Below are 19,291 nucleotides of genomic sequence, written 5' to 3'. Positions count from 1 at the left end.
ACACCTGAGAATCAGGGCGGAGGAGTGGCAAAACGCGAACTGGCACGGCTCATGCATCTGGATTTCCCATGCAGAGGGGTAAATCATGACGAGAGCCGCAGAGATCGATATTGCCGCCGTCTCCAAGGTATACGGAACGACCACCGCAGTGCATGCGATCAGCCTGAAGATACCGGCGGGCACCTATTGCTGCCTGCTCGGTCCCTCGGGCTGCGGCAAAACGTCGACGCTTAGGATGATCGCCGGGCATGAAAGCGTTTCGAGCGGCGATATCCTGCTCGGCAATAACAATGTCACCGACTTGCCGCCGGCAAAGCGCGGCACGGCGATGATGTTCCAGTCCTATGCGCTGTTCCCGCATCTCGACCTCGTCGACAACGTCGCCTTCAGCCTGAAGATGAAAGGTGTGGAGAAGGAAGCCCGCCGGCGCGAGGCGCTGGAAATGCTGAAGCTGATGCAGCTCGAACCCTACGCCAACCGCCGGCCGGCGCAGCTTTCAGGCGGCCAGCAGCAGCGCGTGGCGCTTGCCCGCGCGCTTATTACCAAGCCGGAGGCGCTGCTTCTCGATGAACCGCTTTCGGCGCTCGACCCTTTTCTCAAGATCCGCATGCGCGCGGAACTGAAAAAGCTGCAGACGACACTCGGCATCAGCTTCATCCACGTCACTCACAGCCAGGAGGAAGCCATGGCGCTTGCCGACCTGATCGTGGTGATGAACGAGGGCCGCATTGAACAGGCCGCCCATCCGCGCACTGTCTTCGAGCGCCCGGCCACGGCCTTCGTTGCCCGTTTCATGGGCGATCACAACGTCATTTCGGGCAAGATTGCCGCATCTGGCGAAGATGGCCCGGTGATCGAGGTCATCGGCGGCGGGCGCTTTGTCGCCCAGGGTCCTGCGCAGGAAACCGGCGCACCCGCCGACATCGCCGTGCGCACGGACCGGGTGCGCATCGGCCGGGAGTTTGCAGAAGGCCTCGGCTTCACCGGGATCGTCTCGAATATCGAATATCGCGGCTCGTCCGTGAAGCTTTCGCTTTCCGGCGCCGGGATCGAAGACTTCACGGCCATCGTCAGCGATGCGGATTTCTTCGCCAGCCCCGTCAAGGTCGGCGATGCGGTGCCGCTTTCCTGGCCGGCGGAAGACGCCATCGTGCTCGGCCGTCTGCAGCACTGACCGGATAAGCCAAACACAACCAACCAAAACCTCAGAGGAGAACTGGGCCATGACTGAGAAGACCAAGACCGAAACCGGCGGAATGACCCGCCGCAATCTCCTGAAGACCGGCGCGGCTGCCGCCGGTCTTGCCGCCGGCTCCGGCGCCATAACCGGCTTCCCAACCATCTGGGCGCAGTCGAACATCACGCTACGCCAGTTCGGCACCGGCGTTTCGAACATCAACGCCATCGCCGAGCAGTGCAAGAAGGACCTCGGCATCACGCTCGAAATGACGGCAACGGATTCGGACGCCGCTGCCCAGCGCGCCGTCACCCAGCCGAATTCCTACGACATCGCGGACATCGAATACTGGATTCTCAAGAAGGTCTATCCGACCGGCGTGATCCAGCCGATGGAAACCAAGAAGCTCAAGTACTATGACAAGGTTGTTCCGCTGTTCAAGAACGGCAAGCTGCTGCCTGACAGCGTGATCGCCCAGGGTACGGCGCCGCATACGGTCGGCTATGTCGAAAAGCCCGGCGACAAGACCTTCGCCAAGTCCGAAACCGAATACTTCACCATGATGCCGACGATCTATAACGCCGACACGCTGGGCATCCGCCCGGATCTCGTCGGCCGCGAGATCACCACCTGGGCCGACATCATGGACCCGGCCTTCAAGGGCAAGACCTCGATCCTCAACATCCCCTCCATCGGCATCATGGACGCCGCCATGATTATGGAAGCCATGGGCAACATCAAGTATGCCGACAAGGGCAACATGACCAAGGAAGAGATCGACAAGACGATCGACTTCCTCATCAAGGCGAAGCAGGACGGCCAGTTCCGCGCCTTCTGGAAGTCCTTCGACGAATCGGTCAACCTGATGGCCTCGGGCGAAGTCGTGATCCAGTCCATGTGGTCGCCGGCCGTTGCCGCCGTCCGCTCCAAGGGCATCGCCTGCAAGTACCAGCCACTCAAGGAAGGCTACCGTTCGTGGGGCGGCGGTCTGGGCCTTGCCTCGCACCTCAAGGGCGCACAACTCGACGCCGCCTATGAATACATCAACTGGTACACCTCCGGCTGGGTCGGCGGCTACCTCAACCGTCAAGGCTACTACTCGGCCTGCATGGAAACGGCCAAGAATTTCATGACCGCCGACGAATGGGGCTACTGGATCGAGGGCAAGGCCGCCCAGGGCGATATCCTCTCGCCGGAAGGCAAGGTCATGGAAAAGGCCGGCGCCATCCGCGACGGCGGCTCCTTCGAGGAACGCATGGGCAAGGTCGCCTGCTGGAACTCGGTCATGGACGAAGACCGCTACATGGTCCGCCGCTGGAACGAGTTCATCGCAGCGTAAGGGGTAATCCCTCCCCACCCCCCAACAGGGGGAGGGGTTTCCGGTGCATCCCGTCACCTGGAGTGGCGGATGCAAGGTCACAAAACGGTGTCTCCCCCCTTGTTGGGGGAGATGGCCGGCAGGCCAGAGGAGGGTCCAAAGCGGAACCTTCGTTGGGGCATGCAGACAATCGAGCCAACACGGAGAGACAGACGATGAACACAGTGCGCTTTATCGGCGTCGGCGAGGAGGAGCCGAAACGCGAGATCCGCCTGCCTGCCTGGCTCCCCGCCTATCTGCAGGCAGCACCCCTGGCGCTGATCCTCGGCTGTTTCCTGCTCCTGCCGATCCTGATGATCGGCATCGTCAGTTTCTGGGATTACGACTTCGCCCAGATGTATCCCGATTTCGTCACCTTCAACTATACCGAAACGCTCGGCTCGTGGGTGACATGGAAGACCTATCTCAACACGCTGAAATTCGCCCTCATCGTCTGGGCGATCACCGTCTTCATCGGCTTCTGGGTCGCCTATTTCCTCGCGTTCCACATCCGCACCACCACCATGCAGATGGTGCTGTTCCTCGTTTGCACCGTGCCGTTCCTGACGTCCAACATCATCCGCATGATCTCCTGGATCCCGGTGCTCGGCCGCAACGGGCTTGTCAACAGCGCCCTCCTGGGCACCGGCATCGTCTCCGAGCCCGTCGAGTGGCTGCTCTATTCCGATTTCGCGGTGGTGCTCGCCATGGTTCATCTCTATACGTTGTTCATGGTGACGCCGATCTTCAACACCATGATGCGCATCGACCGCGCGCTGGTGGAAGCCGCGCGCGACGCCGGTGCTTCCGGTCGGCAGATCCTCACCAATGTCATTATTCCCCTGTCCAAGCCCGGCATGGCGATCGGCACGATCTTCGTGGTGACGCTGGTCATGGCCGATTTCTCCACCGTTCAGGTGATGTCGGGCGGCCAGAGCGCTTCCGTTGCGCTGATGATGAAGAACCAGATGTCGCTGCTGCAATATCCGGCAGCCGCCGCCAATGCGGTGATCCTGCTGGTTCTGGTTCTCCTGATGGTCGCCGCCATCCTGCGCGTCGTCGATATCCGCAAGGAGCTCTGAGATGAATTCCGAAAAACGCTCCCGCGAATTCTATATCCTCGCCGCTTTCTTTGCGCTTTTCGTGCTGTTCCTCTACGGTCCTCTCTCGGCGATCCTGATCCTGTCCTTCCAGGGTGAGAATGGCGGCCTCACCTTTCCGCTGAACGGGATCTCGGTGCACTGGTTCGGCAACCTCTTCGAACAGCAGGCGGTCGGCGATTTCGGCGGCTCCTTCCGCCGCTCGCTGGCGCTCGGCCTCATGGTGATGGTCGTTACCGTCGTCGTCTCGCTGCTGGCGGGGCTCGCCTTCCGCCGCAAGTTCATCGGCGCCACCGCCCTGTTCTATCTCTCGGTCGCAAGCCTCGTCGTACCGTCCATCATCATCTCCCTCGGCATCGGCGTCGTCTTCAGCCAGGCGGGGCTTCAGCCCGCATGGTATTCGTCGGCATTTGGCGCGCACCTCACCTGGACACTACCCTTCGGCGTGCTAATCATGTTCGCCATCTTCAACCGCTTCTCGCCGTCCTATGAGGAGGCCGCCCGCGACCTCGGCGCCACCGCATGGCAGACCTTCCGCCATGTGGTCCTGCCGATGATCGCGCCGAGCCTGATCGGCGTTGGCCTGTTCGGCTTCACGCTTTCCTATGACGAGTTCGCCCGCACGCTGATGACATCAGGCACCTACAATACCCTGCCGCTCGAGATCTACGGCATGACCACCAACGTCACGACGCCGGTGCTCTACGCGCTCGGCACAGTCACCACCGTCTTCTCCTTCCTGGTGATTGCCGGCACGCTCGGCCTGATCGTCGCCATGAACCGCAGAAGGGCACGCGGCTGATGCGCATCCTGGTCATCAATCCCAATACCACCCGCAGCATGACGGCGACGATTGCCGACGCCGCCCACCGCGTGGCCAATCCCGGCACGGAGATCGTCGCGGTCACCTCCTCCATGGGACCGGTTTCCATCGAAGGCTATTATGACGAGGCCTTCGCCGTTCCCGGCCTGCTGGTCGAGATCGCCCGAGCGGAAAAGGCCGGGGCATCGGCTGCGATCATCGCCTGCTTCGACGATACCGGCCTCGACGCCGCCCGGGCGCTTGCCCATATGCCCGTCATCGGCATCTGCGAGGCAGCCCTTGCCGCCACCTCCTTCATCGCCCAGCGCTTCTCCATCGTCACCACCATGGAGCGTTCGCGCCTGCCGCTCGAACATCTGATCCATCGCTATGGCATGAGCGGCCGCGCCAAGGTGCGGGCCGCCGATATCCCTGTGTTGTCGCTCGAAGACCCCCAATCGAATGCGCGCGATCGGCTGCGCAACGAGATCGCGGTCGCGCTGCGCGAGGACAAAGCGGAGGCGATCGTGCTGGGCTGCGCCGGCATGGCGGATCTCACAGCCGAACTCAGGCGCGAATTCGGCGTTCCGGTGATCGACGGCGTTGCCGCCGCCGTGAAGCAGGCCGAAGCGCTGGTGGCGCTCGGACTTTCGACAGCCAAGCGCGGCGCCTATGCCTCACCGATCCATAAAACCTATACCGGTGCCCTCGAAGCCTTCGCCCCGACGGCCATGGCCAGGATATGAGCGCGCCGGGAACGGAGATCCGGCCTCTTTCGCCGGCAGATGTCGAAACGCTGGTCGGCTGGGCCGGGGACGAAGGCTGGAACCCCGGACTTGCCGATGCGAACGCCTTCCATGCCGCCGATCCGCAGGGCTTCCTGGGCTGCTTCGTGGATGGCGTGCTTGCCGCGGGCATTTCGGCGGTCGCCTACGGCACGGATTTCGGTTTCATCGGCCTCTACATCTGCCATCCGAATTATCGCGGCAAGGGCTATGGCCGGCAGGTCTGGGATGCCGGAATGGCCCATCTCGACGGGCGGACCATCGGTCTCGACGGCGTTCCCGAGCAACAGGCCAATTATGCCAGCATGGGCTTTATGCCGATCTACCAGACCTTCCGCTGGAGCGGCCGCGTCACAACGCCATCGCCATCTCCAACGGCACCTTCCGCATCAACCATCAAGGTTCGGACAGCAACGCCCGATCTGCTGCCGGCCATCGGAGCCTTCGACAGCCGGTTCTTTCCGGCCGAGCGCGGCAGCTTCCTCACTGAGTGGCTTTCCGCCCCACGCCAAACCTTGGTTGCAACCACCGCCGCCGGCATAGCCGGCTATGCGGTTTTGCGGCGCTGCCTTGTCGGCTACAAGCTCGGCCCGCTCTTCGCCGTCGACGACGATGCGGCCAACGCCTTGTTCGATGCGTGCCTGCAATGCATCGGCGGCGAAGAGCTGCAGATCGATGTGCCGGAGGCGCAGGAGGCGTTTTCCAACCGGCTCGTCCGGCTCGGTTTTACTCGCGGCTTTGCCACGCGACGCATGTATCGCGGGCCGGCGCCGACAGTGGACCAGTCCGGCGTCTACGGCATCACGACGCTGGAACTTGGCTAGAGCCACCCCAACTTCAGGGAGCAATCCCGGCAAGGACGCGAGCTGTCTTGGATTCCGAAGCTATTAGCTTGTGGTTCACCTNTCTACGGCATCACGACGCTGGAACTTGGCTAGAGCCACCCCAACTTCAGGGAGCAATCCCGGCAAGGACGCGAGCTGTCTTGGATTCCGAAGCTATTAGCTTGTGGTTCACCTCCCTCTGCCCTGCCGGGCATCTCCCCCTCAAGGGGGGAGATCGGATAGTCGCCGTCTCTCGCTCCCTCTCTAGCGAAAACACTTTCGACATGTGGGGGAGAAAATTGGGGAGGTAGAAAGGTCAGCCGTTCTGCCGATCTCCCCCGTTGAGGGGGAGATGCCCGGCAGGGCAGAGGGGTGTAACCCAAGAACGTCGCCGCTTCGGCTCTCAGAGGTTCGTCATCGCCAGCGAGGCGTCGCTATAGCGCTTGCCGGCCACCTTGTCGGGCGAGAGCGCCGATGACAGGCGGGTAAGCTCCTTGGCCGAAAGCGCGATGTCGGCAGCCGCCGCGTTCTGTTCCAGATGCGGGATCTTGCGCGCACCGGGGATCGGCACGATGTCCTTGCCCTGATGCAGCACCCAGGCGAGCGCAAGCTGCGCGGCGGTCACACCCTTTTCCGCCGCCATCGCGGTCAGGAGATCGATCAGCGCCTCGTTGGCGGCAAGGTTTTCCGCTTGGAACCGGGGGAGCTGCGAGCGGAAATCATCGGCTCCGATGTCCTCCGGCTTGCGGATCGCTCCCGTCAGCATGCCGCGTCCGAGCGGGCTGTAGGGCACGAAGCCGATGCCGAGTTCGCGGCAGGTGGCAAGCACGCCGTTCTCCTCCGGATCGCGGCTGAACAGCGAGTATTCGCTCTGCACGGCGGCGATCGGATGAACGGCATGGGCGCGGCGGATGGTGGCGGCACTCGCTTCGGAAAGCCCGAGCGCCCGGACCTTGCCCTCCGTCACCAGTTCGGCCATTGCGCCTACGGTGTCCTCGATCGGCACGGAGGGGTCGACGCGGTGCTGGTAATAGAGATCGATGACATCGGTGCCGAGCCGCCTCAGCGAAGCCTCGGCCACGGCCTTCACATGTTCGGGGCGGCTGTCGACGCCGACGATGTTCTGTCCATGCGGCTTGCTGTCGTCGATCTTGAAGCCGAATTTGGTGGCGATCACCACCTTGCCGCGCACAGCCTTGAGTTCCCGGCCCACGAGGATTTCGTTGACATAGGGGCCGTACATCTCGGCGGTATCGAACAAGGTAACGCCGAGTTCGACGGCGCGATGCAAAGTGGCGACGGCCTGTTTCTCGTCGGTCGCGCCATAAGCGTAGCTCATGCCCATGCAGCCGAGGCCGATGGCGGAAACGGAAAGACTACCGAGCTTGCGGGTTTCCATGAAAGGCTCCTTTGATCGAGCTTTGTTTATCTTGATATCCGTAAATTACGGCCGGGAGGCGGCCTCAAGCGGACAAAGGCAAGGTAAGCCCTGATCGCCGCTCTGATAATTGCTGCAAAGGCGCTCAGTTTGTTCTATCAGATAGAACAATGAACCGGATCCAACTTTCCCAGCTCGCAGTTTTCGCCTCCGTCGCCGAGCATCGCAGCTTCCGTAAGGCGGCCGACGAGCTGGCAATTGCGCCTTCGGCCGTCAGCCATGCCGTCGCCTCGCTGGAGGCAAGCCTCAGCATCCGGCTTCTGGCACGCACCACCCGCAGCGTCGCGCCAACCGAGGAGGGCCGCAGACTGCTCGACAGCCTAACACCGGCGCTTCGCGATATCGACGGCGCGGTGGCGGCGCTGGCAGACAGCCGCGCCGCGCCGGCTGGCCTGCTGAAGGTCACCATGCCGCGTCCGGCGGCAGAACACCTGATCGCGCCACGCCTTGGAGACTTCCTGGCGCGCTATCCCGATATCACCGTCGAGCTGGTGACAGCGGATACCTTCGAGGACATCGTCGAACAGGGCTACGACGCGGGCATCCGGCTTGGCGAAAGCCTCGAGGCCGACATGATCGCGGTGCGCGCCTGCGGCCCCTTGCGCGGCGCGGTGGTGGCGGCGCCGGGCTATTTCGCCAATCATCCGAAGCCCGCCCATCCGCGCGATCTGGCCGATCATCGCTGCATCCGACGGCGCTTCTCCAGTGGCCGCATCTATCGCTGGGAATTCGAGAAGGACGCACGGACGCTCACGGTTTCCGTCGACGGACCGCTGATCCTGCCGGATGACAAGCTGATCCTGTCCGCCTGCCTCGACGGAGCGGGGCTTGCCTATCTGTTCGATGCCCGCGTGCTGGAAGCGCTGGAGACGGGACAACTGGTCAGGGTGCTGGAAGACTGGTGTCCGCCCTTCGAAGGCTTCTACATCTACTATCCCTCGCGCCGGCAGATGCGGCCGGCGCTGAGAGCCTTCATCGATTTCTTCCGACACACGGAGTGAAGACAGGCATCAGCCAAGCTTCATCCGGTAGCGCACATGCCCGTCTTCCTGCGCGTAAGTATCGTAGAGCTTCCGCGCCTGCGCATTGTCGCGATTGGTGTGCCAATAGAGGCGCGACCAGCCCTTTTGCCGCGCGATCCCGATGAGGTCGTCGATCAGCGCCCGGCCGATGCCATGGCCGCGGAAACGTTCGTCGAGATAGAGGTCTTCCAGATAGCAGTCCGGGGTCTTCACCCAGGTGGAATCATGGAAATGGTGGATGGCGAAGCCGGCTAGTTCCCCATCCACGACCGCTACCCGCATGGCTACGCGGGACTGCGGATCGAGGATACGGGACCAGGTCAGGTCGGTCACGTCATCGGCAAGCGCGACGTCGTAGAAGCTGAGATAGCCGTCCCACAGGCGGCGCCACGCCGCCTCGTCACCGGGCCCCGCGTCACGGATTTCGAGGACCATGGCATCAGGCTCCGGCAGCATCGAGCAAAGCCATCTGCGCTTCCGTAAGCTGAAGCTTGCCGGCCGCGATCATGCTTTCGAGCTGACGCAGGCTGGTGGCGCTGGCGATCGGCGCGGTGATGCCCGAGCGCGCGGCAACCCATGCGATCGCAATCGCCGCCTGCGTCGCACCCGTTTCCATCGCCACCTGATCGAGGGCCGCGAGAGTGCGGAAACCCCTGTCGTTCAGGTAATCGCCGACCCGGTAGCCGCGGGCTGCGCCTTCGGTGTGCCTGGCTTCGCGATACTTGCCGGTCAAAAAACCGGCGGCCAGCGCGTAATAGCTGATGACCCCGATTTCTTCCCGGACGCAGAGGTCGGCGAGCGCGCCCTCGAACTTGTTGCGGGTATAGAGATTGTATTCCGGCTGGATCACGTCGTAGCGCGGCAGGTTGTGCGCGCTCGCCGCCTCGAAGGATGCGGCAAGCTGATCGGCATCGAAATTGGAGCAGCCGATAGCCCGAACCTTGCCCTGTTCCTTCAGCGTTTGAAAAGCCGCAAGCGTCTCCTCGTGAGGCACATCCGGGTCCGGCTTGTGGGAGAGATAGAGGTCGATGTAATCGGTCTGCAGCCGGCGGAGCGAAGCCTCCACGGCCTCCGCGATCCATCTGGCGCTGAGGCCCGTCTTGCGGCCATTGTTGTCGAAGCCGACCTTGGTAACGATCACCGCCTTGTCGCGGGCAACATGGCCGCGCTTCAGCCACCTGCCGATGACCGTCTCGCTCTCACCCCCCTCATGGCCATTCACCCAGGCGGAATAGACGTCGGCCGTGTCGATGGCGTTGTAACCGGCATCGAAAAAGGCGTCGAGCAGGTCGAATGAGGTCTTCTCGTCCGCCGTCCAGCCGAACACATTGCCGCCAAAGACGACCGGGGAGATCGAGAGGCCGGTACGGCCGAGTGCGCGCATCTGCATGAAATAACTCCGGAATCCTGAAAACGACCCTGAGGGCCGGACGTGCGTTGCCAAAGGTTAGCAACCGGAAAGCCGGCCGACCATTCAATTTCTGTGATCCGACAATCTCGCCGGAGAATGAAGCAACCCCTCGCCGGGGACGTCGCCCTTATGCGTCCCCGTCCCTCTCCCTGCGATACCGACTGGGCGGCAAGGGCTGATGTTCCGCCCAGACGCGGCGCAAATGGCGGGTCGAGGAGAAGCCTGCCCGTTCCGCCACGCTTTCCATGTCAAGGCGGGTCTGGGAAAGGAGGTCGCGGGCAAGTGCGACCCGCATGGTGTTGACATATTCCGTCACCGACAGGCCGGTATGCTCGCGGAAGAGCCGCGTCAGATGGCGCTCGCTGAGCGCCCCGAGACGCGCCAGATCGCTAAGGCTCCAATCCCGCGCCGGCTCCTGCATTACCGCATCCTGAATGCGATGGATGGCCGGATGGATGTGATTGCGGCCGGAGAGCCAGGGCGATAATTGCGGATCGGACCCACTCCGCCTCAGATAGATGACCATGCGGCGGGCGGCGGCGAGTGCAACTCGCGCCGAAGTGAGCTGCGCGACCACGTGCAGCATGAGGTCGATGCCGGTGGAAATGCCGGCGCTGGAAAAGCGGTTGCCGTCCTCGACATAGAGCCGGTTTTCCAGCACGGCCGCGGTCGGCGCGATCGACCGGAGCTCTTCGATGCAATCCGCATGGGTGGTGCATTGCCGGCTATCCATCAGCCCGGCCGCAGCCGCGAGCAAGGCGCCGGAGCACACCGTCACCAACCGCGTATCGTCCGTGACGACCGCGCGCAGCCAGTCTCTCAGCCGACGAAGCTCGGGATCGCCGCGCAATTCGGCAAGCCCGACCGAAAGACTCCCGGAGATGACGAGCATCGCCCCTTGCGGCAATCGCTCCGGCAGGGGTTCGAGGCCGTCGATCCTCAACCCGATTGAGGTCGTCTGACTGGCGCGGTCGGAAATATAGCGGCAATCGAAATGCAGGTCGTTCTGCTCGATATTGGCATAGCGCAGCACTTCGAGCGGTCCGGCGATATCGATCAGCAGCGCCTCCGGCGGCACCAGCGTGAACACCGGAACGGTCTGCCTTTCTCCTTCCGGACCGCTCCTTGTCATGCGGCAAGCGCCTTTTTCCCCAGCACTTCCTCGACGGTCGCGATGCGGGCGAAGCGGCCTGAAAGCACCAGTTCGGTCCGTTTGCGGATGGCGTCGGCATCGAAGGTCTCGCCCGAGGCATGGGTCATCGGGAAGGTCAGCGTCGCCTCGGAAACGAAATCGACGTCCCAGCCGAGATCGGAGGCATGCCGCGTCGTCGTTTCGCAGCATTGCTCCGTGCGGATACCGGATATAATCAGCCGACGTATGCCGTTTTCCACCAGCCAGACATCAAGGCCGGACCCGACGAGCGCTGAATGCCGGCTCTTGTGGAAGGTAACGTCGGGCTCAAACCGCAGTTCGGCAAGCGTGCGCACGAAGCCGCTTTCGAGCGTGAAAGGTTCATCGGCATCGACATGGAAAATACGCACGATCGGAATGCCCGCGGCGCGGGCGCCGTCGATCAAAGCCTGCTGGCGCTCGATATATACCTCAGCCCTTTCCTGATCCCAGTAGGGCCGCTGGCGAAAGGACTCCTGGGCGTCGATGACAATCAATGCGGTGTTGATATCGGACATTTCTCGCTCTCCATGAATTTTGAGATAGCCGAGAATAGCCCTTTCAACATAGGGAAAAAGCATCGGACTGGACGAATGGCGGACATATCCGGCCAAAGGCGGATTTGGATGCGCGACTATCTCCGTTACGGCAATGTCATCCGCGCCGCGCCGACACCCCGCTCTCTCCATGCTGCAGTTGCCGTTCAGTCCTCCAACCCCTTCAGCACGTTGGCGACGTTGAGGCCAATTTCCGGCACGCCGTAGCCGCCTTCCATCACGGTGAGCACCGGCAGGCCGGTTGCGGCCACCATCCGGCCCATGCGGATATAGTCCGGTGTGGTGAGCTTGAAGAAACTGATCGGGTCCTTCTCGAAGGTGTCGACACCAAGCGACAGCACGATGGCCTCGGCGCCATAGGCCTCGATCCGCTTCAGCGCATCCGCAAGGGCTTCCGACCAGACGTCGAAGGGCGTGCCGGCCGGCATCGGATAGTTGGCGTTCAGGCCCACGCCCGCGCCTTCGCCGGTTTCGTCGGCATAGCCGAGGAAATAGGGGAAAGCGTCGGCCGGATCGCCATGCAGGGAAGCGAAGAAGATGTCGTCGCGATGATAAGTGATGTCCTGCGTGCCGTTGCCATGGTGGAAATCGACGTCGAGGATCGCCACCTTCTTCGCGCCATGGTCCAAGAGGCACTGGGCGGCGACAGCGGCATTGTTGATGAAGCAGTAGCCGCCGAAAAGATCGATGCCGGCGTGATGGCCCGGCGGACGGCAGAGCGAGAAGGCGAAGCGGTTGCCCTCCTTCAGCCAGTCGGCGCCGGAAAGCGCGACATTCATCGACGATAGCGCCGCCTCATAGGTGCCGCCCGAGATCGAAGTCTCGACGGAATTGGCATAATAGCCGACGGCGCCGTCGATATTGCGCGGCACGCGGTTACGGCTGCGGCGATAAGCGTAAGCCGTCGGGATCGCTTCGCCCGGATAACCGGCCGCCGTCCAGCGATCCCAGCAGGTGCGCAGGAATTCGAGGAAGTTCTCGTCATGCACCTTTTTCGCAGTGTCGAGGCCATATTCCGCCGGGGCCACCACGTCGGTAAAACCCGCTTCCTTCACCGCCGCCAATATCCATTCGGCCCGGAAAGGCCCCTCGAAGGGCTTCACCAGCAGGCCGCCGTGCAGCTCCGTCTTGGCATCCCTAAGCTTATGTTTTTCGGAATAGAAAACCCGCATCTCGTTCCCTCTGTTCTAACGCTGGGCGGAGGCTAGCGCTGCCTGTCGCGGCAGGCAAGCGAAGAGAAGAACACCGTTGCGGCCTGTCGGCCGGCCTTGACGCCCGGCAATTTTGCCTCTATTTGGAAACGATCATTTCCAAATTAACCGCCAATACAGTTCGATCATGTCCGCCACCAGTCACCGCACCGCAGGCCGTCCCCGGGAATTCGACATTGATGACGCGCTCGACGCGGCCATCGTCGTCTTCACCGAGCGCGGTTATCACGGCACGTCCATCACCGATCTCAAGGCGGCGATGGGCCTGACGGCCGGCAGCATCTACAAAGCATTCCAGGACAAGAAGGCGATCTTCCTTGCGGCCTTCGATCGCTACAAGCAGGTGCGCAACGCCCTGCTCGAAGCCGAGCTTGCACCGTTTTCGACCGGCCGCGACAAGGTGCGCGGCATGCTGCATTTCTATGCAGACGCAGCCTGCGGCGAGACCGGACGCCGCGGCTGCCTTGCCATCGGCGCCGCCGTCGAACTCGCCCTTTTCGACGCCGAAGTGGATGCACGGGTCGCCCTCTCGCAAGCCCGTACACTGGAGCAGATCCGCGGCTTCATTCGCGACGGGCAGGCGGACGGGTCGATCTCGCGCGATGTCGATGTGGATACGGCCGCGCTTGCCGTCATGGCCTTTCTCCAGGGCATCCGCATCGTTGGCAAGACCGGCCCGAAGCCGGCGGCCACCCATGCCGCCGCCGATGCGCTTCTCAGAATTCTCGATTGACCCTGCTCTCCCGAAGGATTTTTCCATGACCTCCCTTTCCGCCAGCCCGACCGCAGCACCCGGCATATCCGCAGGAATGACCTTCGTCATGGCTGCGGCCTGCGGCCTGATCGCCGCCAACCTCTATTACGCCCAGCCGCTTGCCGGCCCGATTGCCGAAGCCATCGGCTTGCCGGTGCACGCCACCGGCCTGATCGTGACGCTGACGCAGATCGGCTACGGTCTCGGCCTGCTTTTCCTCGTACCGCTCGGCGACCTCGTCGAGAACCGGCGGCTGATCCTCACCATGATCGGCGTTGTCACGCTTTCGCTGATCGCCGCCGGCCTTTCCTTAAGCCCCGTCCCCTTCCTCGCGGCATCGCTCGCCATCGGCCTCGGCTCGGTCGCCGTGCAGATGATCGTACCTTTCGCCGCCAATCTGGCGCCGGATTACGCCCGTGGGCGGGTGATCGGCAATGTCATGAGCGGCCTGATGATCGGCATCATGATGGCCCGGCCGGTTGCGAGCTTTCTCGCCCGCCTTACCTCCTGGCACACCGTATTCTTCGTTTCGGCCGGCGTCATGGTGGCGCTCGCCGTCCTGCTGGCCGCAAGATTGCCCGCCCGCCGCCCGACAACGCATCTTGGCTATCTCGGTCTTCTCCGCTCGATGGGCATTCAGCTCGCCACGCAGAAGGTGCTGCAGCGACGCGCCGCCTATCAGGCCTGCCAGTTCGCGGCCTTCAGCCTGTTCTGGACGGTGACGCCACTCTATCTCGCCGGCCCCGCCTTCCATCTCAGCCAGGCCGGCATCGCGCTCTTCGCGCTCGCCGGCGTTGCCGGCGCCATCGCCTCGCCGATTGCCGGAAGGCTGGCCGACAGGGGCCTCGGCAAGCCGGCGACCGCACTCGGCATCGCCAGCGTCGCGGCAGGCTATCTTGTCACCCATGTCGCACCGGAAGGCAGCACCCTTGCGCTTGCCCTGTTGACGCTCGCCGCCATCCTCGTCGATTTCGGTGTGAGCATGACGCTCGTGACCGGCCAGCGCGCCATCTACAGCCTCGGCGCGGAGTTGCGCAGCCGCCTCAACGGCCTGTTCATGGCCATCTTCTTTCTCGGCGGCGCAATCGGTTCGGCCGTCGGCGCATGGGCTTTTGCCGAGGGCGGATGGCCGCTTGCCTCGATGATCGGCCTTGCGCTTCCGGCTCTCGCCTTCCTGTACTTCCTGACGGAGAAGCGCGCGACAGCCTGACAGGATACTCTGACGCAGCCGGACAGGATCGCGTTCGGGGACGTCCTCGAACGCGATCAAGGTCGCGAAAGACCCGTCGCGGCATGAAGAGGGAGCCTTCTCCAGCAAAACAGGATAAGGCTCCCATGCGATTGAAACTCACACTCCTTGCCTTCCTTCTGGCCGCCTGCCCGGCATTCTCCGCCGAGACAGTCGGTATCCGGAAGATCAGCATCGTTTCCCCGGAACGGGACCGGTCGCTAGCGGTCACCGTCTGGTATCCTTCCGCCGGTGACGGCGAAGAGATGATCGCCGGCGAAAACCGCATCTTCGAGGGATCTCCCGCCTTGAGGAACGCCTCCATCGAGCGGGGCCGCTTCCCGCTCGTACTCCTGTCCCATGGCTCCGGTTCCCGTGTCGAGGGCATGGCATGGATCGCCGCAAGGATCGCAGCGGCTGGCTTTATCGTCGCCGGTCCCAACCATCCTGGCACCACGAGCGGCGATTCCACGCCTGCCGCCACGCCGAAGATCTGGGAGCGGACCAAGGATCTTTCAGAGATCGTCACCGCGCTGACCGCCGACAGCCGCTTCAGGGACAGTATCGACAGGGATCGCATCGGCGTCCTCGGCTTTTCCCTCGGGGGCAGCACGGCGATGGAACTTGCCGGCGCGCGCGCCGATCTTGATGCCTTTGCCCGCTATTGCGAGACCTATCCCGCGATGATGGATTGCCGGTGGTTCCGCGGTGGAAGGGGTTTTGCCGACAACGAAGAGGTCATGGTCGAGAGTCTGGATCTTCGCAGCATCGACCGGACCCGCTTCGAGCAATCGAACCGCGATCCGCGCATCGTCTCGGCCGTGCTGGTCGATCCGGGCCTTGCCACCGTGTTCAAACCGGAAAGCGTGGAGGCCATAGACATTCCGCTAACCTTCATCAATCTCGGCAGCGCGGGCGAAATCCCGGTCGCAGTGCTATCGGATAACCTGGCGAAGCAGGTGCGGAAGGCCAGCTATGCGCAGGTGGACAATTCCGATCATTTCAGCTTCCTGCCCATCTGCAAGCCGGGGTCGGCTAACTTCCTGGCATCCATCGGCGAACCCGACCCGATCTGCAACGAGAACCCGAAGAGGTCGCGCGCCAGCATCCACGAGGAGCTGACGGGCCTGATCGTCTCCGCCTTCGAGCGCACGTTGCAAGCGGGAAAATGAACCGTCAGCCGACGCGCTTCCAGAAGAAGGTGGTGTCGCAGTAGCGACCATCGGGGAAAAGCGCGTAGTCCGGAATGACACCGCCTCTGGTCCAGCCGAGCTTTTCGTAGATCTGCTCGGCGAGTTCTCCAGTGGCCGTATCAAGCACCAGCAGGCTGCGGCCATGCTTCGCGGCCTCGGCTTCGGCCGCCTGCATCAAGAGCTTCGACAGGCCAAGGCCGCGCGCACGGCGGTGCACGAGCAGCTTCATCAGGTCGGCGCGGTGCGGCTGGTTCGGCTTCAAGGCGAAACCGATCTGCACCGTGCCACTGACACGGCCATCCACCTCGGCGACAAAGAGCAGAACCTCACGCCGGCCGACGGCTGCGGCCACACCCCGCCAGTAGAGTTCGCCATCTTTCGGCGTAAATGGCGACATGAAGCCCACGGAAGCGCCGCCCTCCACGCAATCGGCCAGCACCTCGCAAAGGTCCGGCAGGGCGGCAAGCGCCTGTTGTTCGTCAAGCATGCGGATCGTGACCATGAGAGCGTCTCCGGGAAGCGGGAATTATCGGTGGCCGAGGTCGATGACGACGGCATAGCGGGCAGGTTTCGAGGTGGCGTTGCGGAAGCCGTGGACATCGCCGACATTCATGAAGACGCAGTCTCCCGGCCGAAGCGTGTAGACCGTGTCGCCGACCGTCAGCTCCATCTCGCCTTCGAACAGCCAGACATGCTGCCATTGGGCGCGGCTCGCCTGTTGCCCATCGAAACGCACTTCGGCACCGGGTGGAAACTCCACCTCGACCACATCCACCCGCGAACCGGTGCCGCCGGGCGAGACGGCGCGGCGGAGGTAACCACTTTCCGGATCGCGCCAGACCGGTTGGTCCTCTCGTCGGGCAATGGGCGAAACCTCGGGCCCCGCACTCGCAAAAAACACCGAAAGTGAAACACCGAGCGCCGAGCAGAGCCGCGCCAGCAGAGCCGCCGTCGGACTTGCCTCGGCACGCTCGATACGCGAGATCATCGCCCGGCTGACGCCGGAAAGCTCCGCCAGCTGGTCAAGCGTCAGGTTGCGCTCGCCACGAAGGCGCTTCACCCGCTCACCGACCGTCTTTTCGAAACATGCATCCATTGATTCCATTATCAAAGAATGCATTTCTCTTATAGTGGAGTCAAGCGACAAGCAAAAGGCGGGGGTCACGATGACCGCCCGCCCTGTGATAAGTGCCGATGGTACCCCGCGCCCGTCTGTTCAGCCCTGAACCTGACGGATCCAGTCCGGGAGGCTGTAGTAGTTGGAGATGCGGGCAACCTTGCCGTCCTTCAGCTCGAAGAAGGCGCCGGCCGGCAGCTTGTAGGTCTGGCCCTTGGCTTCCGGCAGGCCCTCGTCGGTCGCGAGATAGGTGCCGTTGACGATAAATTCGGCAGCGCCCCGAGTGCCGTCCTCGCTTGTCATGATGACCATGTCGGTCAGCGTTTCCTTGTAGCAACGGTTCATGTGGTCCATGAACTTTGCGAAGGTTTCCTTGCCGATCTGCCGGTCGCCCTGGTTGATGTCGTGGGCAACATCGTCGGTCAGGAGCGACAGGAAGCGCTCCATGTCTTGGGCGTTGAAGGCATCGTAATAGGCGCGGATGGTGTCGGCGGCGGTCATGCAAAACTCCCTGGCGCATGCAAACTTGGATTGGATGATTCGAGACGGTATAACCGGCATTGAAACGCTAGAAGACAATCTATGACTCTGGAAATCAAATCCTTTTCAGGCAGCGACGCGAGCCCCTTCTTCGACGACCTGGCGCGACTGCGGATCGCGGTGTTCCGCGATTTTCCCTATCTCTATCATGGCGACAGCGACTACGAGCGCCAGTACATGGAAATCTATGCACGCTCGCAGGGCTCGATCTTCGTGCTGGCGATCGAAGACGATGTCGTTGTCGGGGCCTCGACGGGGACGCCAATGACCGCCGAAACCGACGAGGTGAAGGCGCCGTTCATCGCCGCCGGCCGCGATCCCGCCCAGTATTTTTATTTCGGCGAAAGCGTGCTGCTTCCCCAGTATCGCGGCCGGGGCATCGGCGTGAAATTCTTCGAGAACCGCGAGGCCCAGGCGCGGAAACTCGGCCTGCGTTACGCCACTTTCTGCGCGGTCGAGCGCCCCACAGACCATCCGCGGCGCCCCGAAAACTATCAGCCACTCGATGCGTTCTGGGCAAAACGCGGCTACGCCCATCACCCCGAGCTTCGGACCACCTTCTCCTGGCGCGACCTCGACGAAACCCGCGAAAGCCCAAAACCCCTCTCCTTCTGGATCCGGAAACTCTGAGATGACCGTTACGCTCGCTGCCTGCCAGTACAAGATCGAACTGATCGAGACCTGGGAGGAATACGTCCTCCACCTGACGAAGCTGGTGGAGGAAGCCGCTGGCAGGGGTGCGGAACTGCTGCTCCTGCCGGAATATGCCGGCCTCGTGCTCGCCGGCCAACTGGACGAGGCCGTTCGCTCCGACCTGCACGGCTCCATCGCGGGCATCCAACCGCTGCTGCCGGACTGGCTGAGGCTTTGCGAGGAACTGGCCCGCAAGCATTCCGTCGTGCTGCAGCCTGGCTCGGCGCCCGTTCGGGACCCCGACGGGCAATATCGCAACCGCGCCTGGCTCTTCGGCCCGGACGGGCTGATCGGCCATCAGGACAAGATCGTCATGACACGCTTCGAGCGTGAGCAATGGGGCATAGCCGCGGGTGCGGAGGGGTTGCGGGTCTTCGAAACGCCGGTCGGCACACTCGGTATCCTGATCTGCTACGACAACGAATTTCCGATGCTCAGCCGAAAGCTCGCCGAGATGGGCGCCGAATTGGTGCTGGCCCCAAGCTGCACCGACACGCTGGCGGGAGCCTACCGCGTGCGGATCGGCGCGCAGGCGCGCGCGCTCGAAAACCAGTTCGCCGTGCTTGCCTCGCCAACGGCGGGCACCGCCCCTTGGTCGCCGGCGCTCGACGAAAACCGGGGCCGCGCCGCGCTTTACGTGCCCTCGGACTACGGCATGCCACCGAGCGGGGTCTTTGCCGAGAGCGAGAGCGCGGAGGTGGAGGCGACCAGCTGGCTCGTTACCTCCATCGACCTTGCCGCTGTCGCAAAGCTGCGTACCGAAGGACAGGTCGCCACCCGCCGCGACTGGCCGGAACAGTTTTCGGTCTGACCGGAAAACCGGCGCGAATGCGCCCGCCGGGCCGGTTGCCTTTTGCGCGGCGCCGGCTAGTGTGCGGACCGGCCGGACCATTTCGCTCCGGCCGGCAAGC

At 63.1% G+C, this 19,291-nt stretch carries 21 protein-coding genes; 12 read left to right on the top strand and 9 right to left on the bottom strand.

Annotation, left to right across the window (positions count from 1 at the left end):
* Positions 1-85: 85 nt before the first annotated feature.
* From J5N58_RS12425 to J5N58_RS12400, 6 genes are all read left to right on the top strand, one after another.
* On the top strand, positions 86-1,174 hold the full coding sequence (locus J5N58_RS12425; RefSeq protein ID WP_113338479.1) for an ABC transporter ATP-binding protein: 1,089 nt from the start codon (positions 86-88) through the stop codon (positions 1,172-1,174).
* Positions 1,175-1,223: 49 nt separating this feature from the next.
* Entirely contained in the window at positions 1,224-2,516 is a 1,293-nt protein-coding gene (locus J5N58_RS12420) for an ABC transporter substrate-binding protein (RefSeq protein WP_244711005.1), read from the top strand.
* A gap of 194 nt (positions 2,517-2,710) precedes the next feature.
* A complete protein-coding gene (locus J5N58_RS12415; protein ID WP_244711003.1) occupies positions 2,711-3,616 on the top strand; it encodes an ABC transporter permease in 906 nt (301 codons plus the stop codon).
* A gap of 1 nt (position 3,617) precedes the next feature.
* On the top strand, positions 3,618-4,436 hold the full coding sequence (locus J5N58_RS12410) for an ABC transporter permease (RefSeq protein ID WP_112827566.1): 819 nt from the start codon (positions 3,618-3,620) through the stop codon (positions 4,434-4,436).
* Complete coding sequence (locus J5N58_RS12405) at positions 4,436-5,182, top strand: aspartate/glutamate racemase family protein (RefSeq protein ID WP_244711001.1); 747 nt, start codon at positions 4,436-4,438, stop codon at positions 5,180-5,182. Before J5N58_RS12410 ends, J5N58_RS12405 begins: the two co-directional genes overlap by 1 nt.
* Complete coding sequence (locus tag J5N58_RS12400; protein ID WP_113467092.1) at positions 5,179-6,045, top strand: GNAT family N-acetyltransferase; 867 nt, start codon at positions 5,179-5,181, stop codon at positions 6,043-6,045. Before J5N58_RS12405 ends, J5N58_RS12400 begins: the two co-directional genes overlap by 4 nt.
* Before the next feature lie 403 nt (positions 6,046-6,448).
* Here the strand turns inward: J5N58_RS12400 and J5N58_RS12395 are convergent, their stop codons facing one another.
* Positions 6,449-7,444 carry an aldo/keto reductase gene (locus tag J5N58_RS12395; RefSeq protein WP_244710999.1) on the bottom strand — a complete coding sequence of 332 codons (996 nt, stop codon included), beginning with the start codon at positions 7,442-7,444 and terminating at the stop codon, positions 6,449-6,451.
* A 149-nt stretch (positions 7,445-7,593) separates the two neighbouring features.
* On the opposite strand from J5N58_RS12395, the gene J5N58_RS12390 reads away from it, so the two are divergent.
* Entirely contained in the window at positions 7,594-8,484 is an 891-nt protein-coding gene (locus tag J5N58_RS12390; protein ID WP_113443973.1) for a LysR family transcriptional regulator, read from the top strand.
* A 9-nt stretch (positions 8,485-8,493) separates the two neighbouring features.
* Here the strand turns inward: J5N58_RS12390 and J5N58_RS12385 are convergent, their stop codons facing one another.
* From J5N58_RS12385 to J5N58_RS12365, 5 genes are all read right to left on the bottom strand, one after another.
* The gene (locus tag J5N58_RS12385; RefSeq protein WP_113444017.1) at positions 8,494-8,940 is read right to left on the bottom strand and encodes a GNAT family N-acetyltransferase; all 447 of its coding nucleotides are present in this window, start codon (positions 8,938-8,940) and stop codon (positions 8,494-8,496) included.
* A 4-nt stretch (positions 8,941-8,944) separates the two neighbouring features.
* Complete coding sequence (locus J5N58_RS12380) at positions 8,945-9,895, bottom strand: aldo/keto reductase (protein ID WP_113443972.1); 951 nt, start codon at positions 9,893-9,895, stop codon at positions 8,945-8,947.
* 148 nt (positions 9,896-10,043) lie between these two features.
* Complete coding sequence (locus J5N58_RS12375; RefSeq protein WP_112827560.1) at positions 10,044-11,048, bottom strand: GlxA family transcriptional regulator; 1,005 nt, start codon at positions 11,046-11,048, stop codon at positions 10,044-10,046.
* Complete coding sequence (locus J5N58_RS12370) at positions 11,045-11,605, bottom strand: isochorismatase family protein (RefSeq protein WP_112827559.1); 561 nt, start codon at positions 11,603-11,605, stop codon at positions 11,045-11,047. The genes J5N58_RS12375 and J5N58_RS12370 overlap by 4 nt, the downstream gene beginning before the upstream one ends.
* Before the next feature lie 185 nt (positions 11,606-11,790).
* On the bottom strand, positions 11,791-12,816 hold the full coding sequence (locus tag J5N58_RS12365) for a histone deacetylase family protein (protein WP_113338488.1): 1,026 nt from the start codon (positions 12,814-12,816) through the stop codon (positions 11,791-11,793).
* 166 nt (positions 12,817-12,982) lie between these two features.
* Here J5N58_RS12365 and J5N58_RS12360 point away from each other — a divergent pair, with 166 nt between their 5' ends.
* The 3 genes from J5N58_RS12360 to J5N58_RS12350 all read left to right on the top strand — a co-directional run bounded on the left by J5N58_RS12360 (position 12,983) and on the right by J5N58_RS12350 (position 16,009).
* A complete protein-coding gene (locus tag J5N58_RS12360) occupies positions 12,983-13,588 on the top strand; it encodes a TetR/AcrR family transcriptional regulator (protein WP_112827557.1) in 606 nt (201 codons plus the stop codon).
* 25 nt (positions 13,589-13,613) lie between these two features.
* The gene (locus J5N58_RS12355; protein WP_113338610.1) at positions 13,614-14,819 is read left to right on the top strand and encodes an MFS transporter; all 1,206 of its coding nucleotides are present in this window, start codon (positions 13,614-13,616) and stop codon (positions 14,817-14,819) included.
* Positions 14,820-14,944: 125 nt separating this feature from the next.
* Positions 14,945-16,009 carry an alpha/beta hydrolase family protein gene (locus tag J5N58_RS12350; protein WP_113338489.1) on the top strand — a complete coding sequence of 355 codons (1,065 nt, stop codon included), beginning with the start codon at positions 14,945-14,947 and terminating at the stop codon, positions 16,007-16,009.
* 4 nt (positions 16,010-16,013) lie between these two features.
* On the opposite strand, the gene J5N58_RS12345 is transcribed toward J5N58_RS12350, so the two are convergent.
* From J5N58_RS12345 to J5N58_RS12335, 3 genes are all read right to left on the bottom strand, one after another.
* The gene (locus J5N58_RS12345) at positions 16,014-16,532 is read right to left on the bottom strand and encodes a GNAT family N-acetyltransferase (RefSeq protein ID WP_113338490.1); all 519 of its coding nucleotides are present in this window, start codon (positions 16,530-16,532) and stop codon (positions 16,014-16,016) included.
* A gap of 24 nt (positions 16,533-16,556) precedes the next feature.
* Complete coding sequence (locus J5N58_RS12340) at positions 16,557-17,126, bottom strand: helix-turn-helix domain-containing protein (RefSeq protein WP_113338491.1); 570 nt, start codon at positions 17,124-17,126, stop codon at positions 16,557-16,559.
* Between the two features lie 120 nt (positions 17,127-17,246).
* Complete coding sequence (locus J5N58_RS12335) at positions 17,247-17,648, bottom strand: ketosteroid isomerase-related protein (protein WP_113338492.1); 402 nt, start codon at positions 17,646-17,648, stop codon at positions 17,247-17,249.
* Positions 17,649-17,729: 81 nt separating this feature from the next.
* Between J5N58_RS12335 and J5N58_RS12330 the strand changes: the two genes are divergently transcribed.
* Both J5N58_RS12330 and J5N58_RS12325 read left to right on the top strand, forming a co-directional pair.
* Entirely contained in the window at positions 17,730-18,317 is a 588-nt protein-coding gene (locus J5N58_RS12330) for a GNAT family N-acetyltransferase (RefSeq protein WP_113338493.1), read from the top strand.
* A 1-nt stretch (position 18,318) separates the two neighbouring features.
* Entirely contained in the window at positions 18,319-19,191 is an 873-nt protein-coding gene (locus J5N58_RS12325; protein ID WP_113425114.1) for a carbon-nitrogen hydrolase family protein, read from the top strand.
* Positions 19,192-19,291 lie beyond the last annotated feature (100 nt).

Origin of the sequence: Paenirhizobium cremeum, assembly GCF_022884085.1 — a bacterium.
Taxonomy (GTDB): domain Bacteria; phylum Pseudomonadota; class Alphaproteobacteria; order Rhizobiales; family Rhizobiaceae; genus Allorhizobium; species Allorhizobium cremeum.
This window is presented reverse-complemented; position numbering and strand designations above follow the sequence as displayed.